Raw genomic sequence first — 10842 nt, 5'->3', positions numbered from 1 at the left:
CGGCGATGTCGTCCTTGCCGTCCCCGTTGTAGTCGCCGGAGGTCACCTTCGAGGCGTCCCAGTTGAACGAGCCCGAACTGGTCCATGTCTTGTGCGGGCTGCTGAATCCGGTGCCGGTGCTGGTGAAGGTGTAGAGCGAGGACACCCGGCCGGTGTCGGAGATGCCTCCGTCGTAGAGGACCGCGACGTCGTCCTTGCCGTCGCCGTTGAAATCGCCCGAAGCCAGCTTGCTGGACGCGTAGGTGAAGCCGCCGGGAGTGCTCCAGACCTTCTTGGGTGCGCCGAAGCCGATGCCTGTGCTGTAGAAGGCGAAGAGTGATGACCTGTTCTTGCCCTCGATCGACGTGCCGTTGTCGTAGAAGGCTGCTACGTCCTCCTTGCCGTCGGCGTTGAAGTCCCCGGAAGTGACCTGGCTTTCCTGGGGCAGGGCGCGGATCTGCTGGATCCATTCACCGAGGTCGTCCAGGCGGGTCTCCACCGCGCCGTTGCGGGTCTCGTCGGATCCCAGACAGCCGGCCTGCCAGGACATGCTGTGGACGGCTACGAGCTCGACCGTGCCGTCCTTCTCGCGCAGCGCGGGACCGCCCGCGTCACCCTTGCAGATACTGCCGCCGTCCCTGGTGACGGCGACGGTGGTGGCGTCGGCCTGGGTCACGGAGAAGGCCCCGGAGTGCAGGCGGTCGGGAACCCAGGAGTTCCCGGTGCGACCATAGCCCACGACCTGCAACGTCTCACCGGCCACCGGTCCGTTTGTCGCGAGCACCACGGGGGCGATGTCGGTGAGCGGTTCGGCAAGCTTGGCCATCACTAGATCGCGGTCCGTCCGGGACACCAGCTCGGTGATCTCGACGACCTTGCCGGTTGTGCCCGTCAGGTCGGTGCGGCCAATGGTCACCGTGGTCTTCTCGGCCGGTGCGCCAGCGGGTACAGGGAAAGCGGGCCGTCCGGCGGCGGCGAAGCAACTGCTGGCGGTCAGGACCCACTGGGCGTCGACAAGGGAGCCGGTACAGGCGCGCTCACCGCCGACATCGATTTTCGCGGCGAACGTGTAGGTGTTGTCAGCGACGGTGTCACCGACAACGGCCTGCGCCGGCGTAACTATGGTCAACGCGCCGACCGCGGCAGTTGCGGCCAATAGTGCGACGGCCTGGACGCGACGAGGATGTCTGACGGGCACGTAGGAGATCCTTTGCTCGGGCGGTGTACCGAAGATGCCTTCTGCCCGGCGAATGCACTGGAAGCGATCGGTGTGTACTCGGCGGGGCGTGGATGACGTTGTGAGCAGCGGGCTCTGCCCTCCAGTCTCGTTGCCGAGGCCGGAGGGAGTTCCCAGAGGCTCGCGCGGGCACTGTGTGCGAGTGTGGTCAGTCGGCGCTGCCCGTCAGGGCGACGCCGGCAGGGGAGCCGGGGTAGCCGGCGACCTGTTCCACGGCGTCCCACTTACCGTTGTCGTGGCGCAGGATGTGCTTGGTCTTCCCGTCGGCGGTGACGACAGCGGCCTGGAATTCGCGGGCGACACTGGCGGCGTCGACGCTGATGGTCGGCTCTGTGCCGAGCCTGCTGCCGAGGTTGCCGAAGGCACTCCAGCTGCCGGTGGTGTCGGCCCGGATCGCGTGCTTCTTGTCGCCGGTGGGGCTGGTGAGGATGATCTGGAGGTTGCTGCCGGTGCCGGCGAAGGCCATGCCGTTGATTGCGTCGAGGCCGGTGGGCTGATTGCTGATGTTCCCCCAGGCGCTCCAGGTGCCGTCGGAGTGACGGGTAGCGTGGTAGGCCTTCTTGTCTGCGACGACACCGATCTGCGTGTCTCCGCCGGAGGTCTGAGTGGTGGTCACCTGGGTGGCGTTGCCGAGCACACCGAGTTTGGCGCTGACGTCGCCCCACTTGGACCACTTCTCGTCCGCGTCCTGTGTGGCGTGGTAGACGCGGCCGGACGCGAGGCCGATGAGTGCCAGACCGGACCCTGTGGAGGTGACAGCGACGCGGGTCAGTCCGGGCTTGGAGCCTACTTCGTCGGTGATGTCGCGGAAGGCTTCCCAGCCTCCGGTGGGGCGGCGGTTGGCTTCGTAGAGGTGTCCGTCGCCGCCGACGGCGAAGACGTAGTTCTTGCCCTTGATCGCGGCGTCGGCGGCGTAGGCGAGGTCCTCGATGCTGCCAGCGACTTTCTGGACGTCGCCGAAGGCGGTCCAGTCGCCGTTGCTGTTGCGCATGGTGTGGTAAAGCCCGGTGCTCGTCCTGGTGAGCATCTGCAGGTTCCAGTTGTTCAGGGTGGAGGCGGTGTTCTCCGTGAGCCAGGCGCGGATGTCATCAACGCGGCTCGCCTTAGCGCCGGTTCTGGTCTCATCGGAGCCTAGGCAGCCGCCCTGCCAGGATCTGGAGGCGATGGCGGCAAGTTCGGGGCGGCCGTCCTTCTCCCGGAAGACTGGTGCGCCGGTGTCGCCCTTGCAGACGGGGGTGCCGTCGATGCCTATGGCAGTAGCTTCGACCGTGCCGGCGGTGAACGTCCCGATGTGCAGCTGGTCGGGTACCCAGGTGTCCTTGGTGCGCCCGTATCCCGTGCCCTTGAGCGCCTCGCCTGCGGTGGGGACGGTGGTTGCGGGGTGCAGGAAACTCACCCCGTAGACGGGGGAATCGAGTTTGGCCAGGACCAGGTCCCGGTCTGTACGTGGGATCAGATGAGTGATCTGCCGGACTTCGCCCGTGGTGCCGATCAGGTTGGTACGGCCGATCGTCACGGTCGACTTCAGCGCGGGCGCCCCGGCCGGCAGCGAGTCGAACTGCGCCGGGTCCTCGGTGAAGCAGCTTGCCGCAGTGACCACCCACTGGTTGTTCAGGAGCGCGCCCGAGCAGGCCCGTACCCCGCCGACATCAATCTTCGCGGAGAAGGTGTAAGTACTATCTGCGGCAGCATCGCCGTCAACGGCCTGCGCGGAAGTGCTGAGCAGAGTACTGACCGCAGCTATGGCGGTCAGCAGGGCTACTCCCCAGGGTCTGGACTGTCGTATGGACACGTTTCTTCCTTCGGATTCGTCTGGGATGAAAAGGCGGGTTACCAACAGGCGAACTCGGCACCTGGTTTGACGAGCCGGGAGCTCGTGCGTCGCTTCGGCAGTTGAAGAGCGCTGGGCGGTTACTGCAAGCAGAGCGGTCGCCGAGCCTGCCATCTGCACCGATGAGGCCAACGTACGGCTGCCGGGGCGACATTCGGGAGCGCCATTTCGAGCATCGTGAGACGCTCTATGAGCGACCGTCGGGGCGATCCGGGCCAGCCATGTGCTGGGCCGCCAGCGCGGGCGCCATGGGCGCCCGTGTGTTACTTGGAGGCCCTGATTTCCAGCAGCATGAAGTCACGTCCCTGTGGGTCAGCAGTCTCGCCGACAGGGGTCCAACCGTTCTTGATGACCTTGTAGGTCTTCTCTTCGGTCCCGACGACCATGTCGACCTGGGTGTCGTAGTCGTTGCCCCTGACGCCGAAGACCGCGGGGAGCTCCAGGCTTAGGTAGCCGCTGGCGCCCGAGATCCGGAAGCAGACCTTCTCGTTCACTCGGGAGTTGACCTCAAGCAGACCCGGCTCGGAATCGCACGTGGCGAGAAGGATGTGGCCGTCGCCCTTCTTCAGCTTGATCTTCTGTTCCGCGAGGATCTTGTCCGCGTTCGGGTAGGCGAAGTCCTCGATCGCGTATCCCGGGCCCTCGTCTGCTACGGCCTCGGTGGCCAACCGTTCGGTGCCGGATCCGCCCAGCACGCTGCCCATGACGGCGAGCCAGGCCAGAGCACCGGCGCCCACTGCCACGCCGATGGTTCGCAGAACTGTGCTACGTACCTGCATTTTCATCCTGCCGATCGAGGGAACTTGAGATGTGAATCGACACGCTGGCGCGGATCTGCCGGAAGAATTCGAATGGAACCGCGCAGCCCGTTGAAGAGTCGTTAATTAGGACGCTTCCTCGTGTGGCGTTGTCGATCACTGAATGAAAACAGCCACGGCAAGATCGCGCCAAGCGAAAAAGGCCTGACGAAATATACCAAAACACTCTTTTCGGCAGTGACTTGTGTCACTGTCGTGAAGGTTGTGGCGACTTTGAGCAAAATCTAGGACTGCATCCAGCCATTCTCTTTCCGATTTTCTCGTCAGATTCTGACCAGACGCCTTTTCACTGAAAAGGCTGCGTAAGGTCACGGCATCACCGCTGCTCGGATACGTACCCGACAGCGCATGACCTGTTCCCGTGTAATCTGACTGAGAGAGGATTTCCGTGCAGGCAACGTTTTTGAGCCGCCGCCGATTCGCCGCAATAGTGGCGGCTGGCGCGGCTGCAGCCTCGACCCCCCTGTTGTTCACCACCCCCGTGCGAGCCGCCACCCGCACCACCCCGACCGGCGACGAGCCGGTCCTCCCCGATACCGATCGCGGCAAAGTGGTCAAGGCATGGACGCTGGGAGGTCGGTCGGTCAAGGAGGCTGCCGCCTACGCTCTGAGCGGCACCGACCAGGACATCACCGTCTTCCTCACCGAAGAACTGCCGAGGGCGACACGCATCGACAACCGTGTTGCCGTCTTCAGCTACCTGGCCAACGGAGGCAAGGGCGTACGCCGGGACGCAAGTGCGGCATTGAGCGATGGCGATACCGCCATCGCCGCGTTCGTCAAAGACGGCTTCCGCCCCTCAGTCACCGAGGACATGCGGGTGGCGACCCTGTCCACCATGGCCAACGGCGGAAAGGCCATCAACCGAGAGGGCAACACCGCGCTGGACGACGGCACAGACCAAGCGCTGGAGAAGTTCCTGCTCACCGGTCAGTACGACGCCCGTCTGGAGGACCGTCGCGTCGAGATCACCCGCTCTCTCATCGGCGCGGGACCCGAAATCACCAAGTACGCCAACCGGGCCCTGGACGGCACGGCAGACGACGTGCAGTGGTACCTCGACACGGGGCAGCACATCGCGCGGGCCCGTGACCAGGAGTCCGCCACGATCGACCAGCTCGTCGCTGTCGTCGAACGAGAGGCTGCTCGCGCCCAGGAGAAGACCGACCTAGCCGTCGAAGCGTCCGAGCGGGCGACCATCGCCGCAGAGGCAGCCAAGACGGCGGCGGAGAAAGCCGCGTCGGAAGCCGAGAAGGCAAAGGACGATGTACGCGAGTCGGCTGCTGCCGCGCGAGCTGCCGCGACCGCCGCTGCCGGGGCCGCGTCCGCTTCCCGAACGGCCATCCGTGCTTCCAGCGCCGCAGTGCAGGCATCTCAGCGCGCCTCCTGGGCAGCCACGGCTGCCTCCCAGGCCGCCGCGTCCGCCGGATCGGCGGCCTCGCGTGCCTACAACGCCGCGATCGCCGCGTCGAAGGACGCGACCAAGGCCACCGACGCCAAGAATGCGGCTGTCGCAGCCCGTAACGCAGCCGCGAAGGCCAACGCTTCGGCCGCCGCAGCCGACCAAGCGGCTAACGCCTCGGAGCAGGCTGCGAAGGCCGGTCTGACGGCTGCCTCCGCAGCACGCAGCGCCGCCGCCGCCGCCAACGCCTCGGCCCAGGCCGCCGGGGCAGCATCAGGGGTGGCACAGGCAGAGGCGGCCGAGGCCAAGCGTCAGGCGGGGATTGCCACGTCCGCCGCCAACCAGGCGACCAACGCCGCCTCCACGGCCTATGCGCTGGCTGGAGATGCGGCGAAGGCCGCACGTGCTGCCCGTGACGCTGCCAGGTCTGCAGCCCAACATGCTGAGAAGGCCGCCGACGCCGCCGAGGAGGCGGTCAAGTACGCCGGTCAGGCCGTGGACTTCGCCAACAAGGCCACTGCCTACGCTGGCCAGGCCGTCCAGGCCGCGAACACGGCCACGCAGGCCGTCGCAGACGCCGTCAAGGTCGAGGGGCAGGCCCGTGCTGCCGAGCAGGCCACTCTGGAGGCGGATCGAGTCCAGGGAATGCGCGAAGCCGCTCAACTCGCCGAACTGGACAAGTCCGAGCGTGCGGCCGCGCTGAACAAGCGGACGCAGGAACAGCAGACCTCCGAGGCCACCAAGGCGCTGATAGCCAAAGCCGAACAGGCCCTTTGGAACAACGATCTCGCCGTCGCCGCAACTCTTGGCCGCCAGGCTGCCGTCGCGCTGCTGGAGTCCAAAGGAACCTGGACACGTCTGGCTGCCCGCTTCGCCTTGGCCGGATCCGACGACGACGTCTATGCCTGGATCGACGTGGACCGGGCGGTGGCCGCGTCACAGGACAACCGCGAAACCATTCTCTTCATCGCGCAGGTCTCCGAGCCGGCCGTCGCTGAAGCTGCAGCGCAAGCGCTCGCTGGCGGCATCCCCGCAGAGGGGGACTTCGACAGCTCGGGCGTCATCAAGTCGCGTGCCATGGATAACCGGGTCAACATCCTGAAGATCCTCAACACCAAGCCCGGGAAAGCGGTAACCAAGGCTGCCAACGACGCCCTCGATACTGACACCCCGGAGGCACTGCAACGTTTCTTCGACGTTGAGCTCGTCAAGGCCCTCGAGGAAGACGACGCAGTAGCCACCTTGACCGCCAAGTACAACGGCGGCGCTTACATCAAGGCGTACGCCGATGTCGCCATGGAGGGCCCGGCCTGGATGCGCCGGCGCTTCGTCGAGACCGTCCTGCATAGGGCGGCGCAGCTCGACTACGATTCCCTCAGCCATGCCGCCGCCATGCAGGCGACCATCGCCACCGCAGCGAAAACGGCCCAGGAAGCCCAGAAGAACGCGGCGCTGGCATCGCAGGTGGCCGCGCTGGCCCGCGACGCTGCAGTCGAAGCTCAGGACTGGGCCAAGAAGGCAATCACCGCGTCGAGCGAGGCCAAGATCAGCGCCCAGCAGGCCACCGACAACGCCAATGCCGCCGACAAGTCAGCCGCTGACGCCCAAGCCTCCGCAAACAAGGCCAAGGCCGCTGCCACGACCGCACAGAGCGCAGCCCGTTCGGCGAATCACTCCGCCAACCGGGCCATCGACGCGGCCCGCAGCGCCATCGCATCCGCCAACAGCGCCAGTGCCTCCGCTGCGAGCGCCCGTGCCTCCCAAATCGCCGCCGGCAAGGACGCCAAAACGGCGGCCGCTGCAGCAGCCGACGCCCGGCAGATCGCGGCCGACAAGCGGACGGCAGAGGTCAAGGAGGCCGCGCGCAAGGCCGCCGAGCAAGCCCAGAAGGACCGAGACGAAAGGCGCAATCCGTCCGACTCGTCGACCAACGACCAGGTGAATCCTGGAGGGACTGACACTGACAAGGACGAATGGTGGAACGACGCCTCATGGTGGGCTGACACCGCCGACAAGGTGAGCGTCGCGACAGGACTCCTGGCCGCAGGCTTCGGCGTAGCCTGCGTCTTCTGGCCTGCCGCTCCGGTCCTGGGCAGTATCGCAGCCGTCTGCCTTGGGATCTCCGTAGTTGCCGCAGGAGTAAGCCTCATCGCCAACGGCATTGAGTACGGCTTCACCAGCGGTGAATTTGCCTCGGCTGCCAGCCGCATGGCCCTGTCTCTCGTGACCCGCGGCGGCGGGCGCGTGGCCAGTGTGGTCAAGCCCGTCGTCAACAAGGTCGAGAAGGTCGCCGAAGACCTCGTCTCTCCCATAGTCAAGATCTTCTCCTAACCCGGGACCGCCCCCCGACTCGATCGATCCCCACCACCACCATCGGAAGCCCAGTGAAGAACAGGCAAAACATGAAAGTCACATCCGGCCGCGGTATCAGCATCGCGCTGTCCATGGCAGCCGCCCTGACCCTGACGATCGCCGGCACATCCCACGCAGACGAGGGGATCACCGCACCCACCTCCGCCCCGACGGTTGCTGCACCTGCATACTCCACCGTCAAGTCGAGCAGTACGTGTTCGCCTGTGCCAACACGCGAACGGGCATCGCTGGGGGGCGCGGTTCAGAGCTGCATCCAATTCGTCAAGAAAGCACCCATGAAACGGTCGTTGGTGCGCCCTCCTGCCACCGTCTCAGCATCCTCCATCGATGATGAGCCGGTGGGGTCCTGCGAGGTCTCCAAGGATGGTGAGTGGACCTACTCCCGCCGCAGTGGCCTCTGCCTGACCGGCGCGCAGGGGCGCTACACACTTTATGACGAGAAAGGCAAGGTGCTAGGCACTGGCCTGATCGACATCAACACCAGCCTAACCCTGCGCCAGAATACAACCGAGTTCAAGGAGACGATCTCCCTTAAGGTCACCGAGGTCACCGATGCCGTCAAGAGCCTGAACATCGGATTCGCCGTCCAATGCACCTCAACTTGCACCCCGACCACGAGACGACCCTGGTACGGGAACAAGACCCTGTTGCAAGAGCAGTCGGTCTCCGGCGAGGTTGCGTACAACAGTCGCGTCGCCTCCGGTGCGTACGACAGCTTCCAGACCAAGTATTTCATGACGGTCACCGCCAACGGAGCGACCCCCGTCGACCCGAACATGTCCTGGGAGAGCCCTGCGGAGCTGAAGATCCGGTGTGACGAAGACATGGGCGGCGAATCCACCAGCCGCGGATGTGTCGTGCCCATACGCGAGACGCTGGAGTACTCCCTCTCCGACCCGATACATGGCGCCGCGTCGGCCGTCTATCAATACGGTCAGGCACTTCGAGGCAACGCGCCCCTCAGCCGGGGCGAGGGGCTCTCGTCAACCAACCGAGCTAGGACCTGTGAATCGAAGATCGACCCGTTCGTTCGCCGTCCTGACATCAACGCAGAGGACGAATGTGATGAGTTCCCCTTCGCGGGCACGTACGAAGGAGGCACCGAAGGGGCACTGTGCGCGGACGTCATACCTGTCCTCCAGAACGGAAAGTGGGTGATCACCCAGGCGCGGGCCAACAAGCCGCTTACGGGGCAGGAACCCTGCGTACGAGCGAACATGTCTGCCGAAGCGAACGGCTCAGCCGGTGGCAAACTCGGTAGCTTCTTCAGGAACTACCGGATCCTGGACACCGAGAAGTTCGACATGGAATTTACCCCCTGACCACAACAGCGTCATCGCACCGGGGCCGGGCAGCTGCCCGGCCCCGGTGCGACACCTAGCTAGGAGGCACCACGGTGCAAAGCGATCACACGGAACCCCGGCCGTCGACGTCCTGGGCCGACCACGAAATCATGTGGTGCCTGACGTTCACCCACAACCTGGACCCGTCAGAGCTGCTCACGCGGTACGGTGCCCGGCCCGAGGAGGCACGACTGCTAGACCCACAAGAAGCCTACGGACTCGGCCAGCGAATCGGCGACGAAGGCCTCGCGGCAACGGTCCTGCGCGTCGGCGCGATCGGCGACTGGTCATTCTGCCTTGAGCAGTGGGGCTGGCTCGGCTCCACGACCGCTCTGCTGACCCGGCTTTCCCAGGGCACTGAAACACTCAGCCTTCAGCAGGACGCGCGCGGCCAGCAGAGGTTCCGGTTTTGGCGTGACGGGCACCTGGCAGAGCGATTCGAGCCGGGCATGCTTAGCACCCGGCCCGAACCACCACGCCCATGGTGGGACGCCGTCGAACTCCGGCGAAGCGAAGCCGCGGAGGATTTCCCCGGATGGGATCCCGTGCTGCGGGCAGTGTCCGAACACACAGAGGCGACACTCAGCAACGAGATGGTCAACAGTCGGCTGCTGACCGTACTGCTACCGGAAAACAGTCAGGGGTATGGCCCGCCGCCTCCCCGGACCATGAAATCTCTCGGCTACGGACTGCGCCTCACCCAAACCGACCCACCACCGGCCGCATGACATTGCCGTCCATCCACACCGTCACCCCGCAAGCACCGCCACGGGCGCCGAAGCCGTCGACGCCCGGCACGATGTCGGGCACGTGGTCGTAAAGGTCCCGACACTGACCCTGAGGAGAGCGGCGATCGTCTCGATGCTGTTCTCGGGTTGGGCAGCAGCAGGCCCGTGACGTCGGCGGGCGTCTTGATCAGGATGTCAGGGTGACCCACCGGCCGGTGTCGTCTGTCTCGACGCATTCCTGATACGGATTCAGCGGGCCCGGCTGTTCCCGACAGTTCCAGACGGATCCTGCGGCGTGGACGGTCGTGGCCGTCGGGCAGGGCCGGCATCCCACCGGTAGGCCGTCCAGGCCCGGCGTAGCAGCCTGCGATCACGATGACCGCGCTGGCCTCGGCGCGTCCGCCCGCCTGAGGGACTTCGCTGAGCACCTCAAACTCCGCCCGCCCCAGCCCCCGCCTCCACGTAGGAAGCAACGCGGAAAACAGCAGCCGACACCCGCGATCTGGCCCGTCAGCAGCGCACACCACCAGTGGCCCTGGACCGCAGGGGAGGACATGCAGGGCTGCCCGCAGCCCCCTGACCACCGAATCCGGAAGCAAATGCCTCGTGGCTGAATCCCGGGCAGACCCCTGTGCTGTGGAACGGTACGGGGCAAACCCAGCCGCCTCGACCGGCTTGGTCCTCTGAACCGGCAGAGACGGTCCTGCAAGACTCACAGCATGATCTTCGTTGCCGAGGGGCCCAGTGCCGCAGGAAAAAGCCGCTACGTCAGCTCACTGCAGATTCCGAAGGCCGTTTGCGAACTTGCCGGGCATCTTCGACCGGATGATGCGGCGTCTCCTGAAGAGACGAGCGCCTTCTGGGTACGCCGGAACGAAGAGAGATGGGCAGAGGCCGTCCATGACGAGGGAGCGCAAGGTATCGCGGTCTGCGATACCGATCCCCTGAAGCTGCACTACGCATGGACCTTTGCGCGCGCAGGTCTGGATGCCACGGCTGACGCGTTCACCTTCCAGCTGACGCTCGTCCGCGACTCTCTGCAACGCAAGGCACTCGGCATCGCAGACCTGGTCGCTTGCGTCGTCCCGTCCGAGTCGGTCCTTCGCACCCACCGGGCCGGGGACACCACCC

Annotated in this window: 8 protein-coding genes; 4 read left to right on the top strand and 4 right to left on the bottom strand. The window is 65.6% G+C overall.

Translation table 11 applies throughout. The features are described 5' to 3' along the window. From EES42_RS45345 to EES42_RS45340, 4 genes are all read right to left on the bottom strand, one after another. Positions 1 to 1177: trypsin-like serine protease (locus tag EES42_RS45345; protein ID WP_206433876.1), on the bottom strand; the 1177-nt coding region annotated here is incomplete at its 3' end. Positions 1178 to 1364: 187 nt separating this feature from the next. Then, positions 1365 to 3008, bottom strand: a complete 1644-nt coding sequence (locus EES42_RS41680) for a trypsin-like serine protease (protein ID WP_164495534.1) — start codon at positions 3006 to 3008, stop codon at positions 1365 to 1367. A 302-nt stretch (positions 3009 to 3310) separates the two neighbouring features. Next, complete coding sequence (locus tag EES42_RS41675; RefSeq protein WP_206433873.1) at positions 3311 to 3826, bottom strand: hypothetical protein; 516 nt, start codon at positions 3824 to 3826, stop codon at positions 3311 to 3313. A 135-nt stretch (positions 3827 to 3961) separates the two neighbouring features. After that, on the bottom strand, positions 3962 to 4339 hold the full coding sequence (locus EES42_RS45340) for a hypothetical protein (RefSeq protein WP_164495527.1): 378 nt from the start codon (positions 4337 to 4339) through the stop codon (positions 3962 to 3964). Here EES42_RS45340 and EES42_RS41670 point away from each other — a divergent pair. The 4 genes from EES42_RS41670 to EES42_RS45335 form a co-directional block, all read left to right on the top strand. Further along, a complete protein-coding gene (locus EES42_RS41670) occupies positions 4332 to 7598 on the top strand; it encodes an ALF repeat-containing protein (protein ID WP_241196929.1) in 3267 nt (1088 codons plus the stop codon). The genes EES42_RS45340 and EES42_RS41670 overlap by 8 nt on opposite strands. A gap of 53 nt (positions 7599 to 7651) precedes the next feature. Next, positions 7652 to 8962: a hypothetical protein gene (locus tag EES42_RS41665; RefSeq protein WP_124723426.1), complete on the top strand. Its 1311-nt coding sequence runs from the start codon at positions 7652 to 7654 to the stop codon at positions 8960 to 8962. Positions 8963 to 9036: 74 nt separating this feature from the next. Beyond that, the gene (locus EES42_RS41660; protein ID WP_124723425.1) at positions 9037 to 9711 is read left to right on the top strand and encodes a DUF6461 domain-containing protein; all 675 of its coding nucleotides are present in this window, start codon (positions 9037 to 9039) and stop codon (positions 9709 to 9711) included. A gap of 719 nt (positions 9712 to 10430) precedes the next feature. Beyond that, positions 10431 to 10842, top strand: a 412-nt coding sequence (locus EES42_RS45335; protein ID WP_164495533.1) for a hypothetical protein, incomplete at its 3' end; no start/stop codon positions are given.

This window comes from Streptomyces sp. ADI95-17, assembly GCF_003846175.1.
GTDB classification, from domain to species: Bacteria; Actinomycetota; Actinomycetes; order Streptomycetales; family Streptomycetaceae; genus Streptomyces; species Streptomyces sanglieri.
The sequence above is the reverse complement of the archived record's forward strand: the minus strand, read 5'-3'. Positions and strand labels throughout refer to the sequence as shown.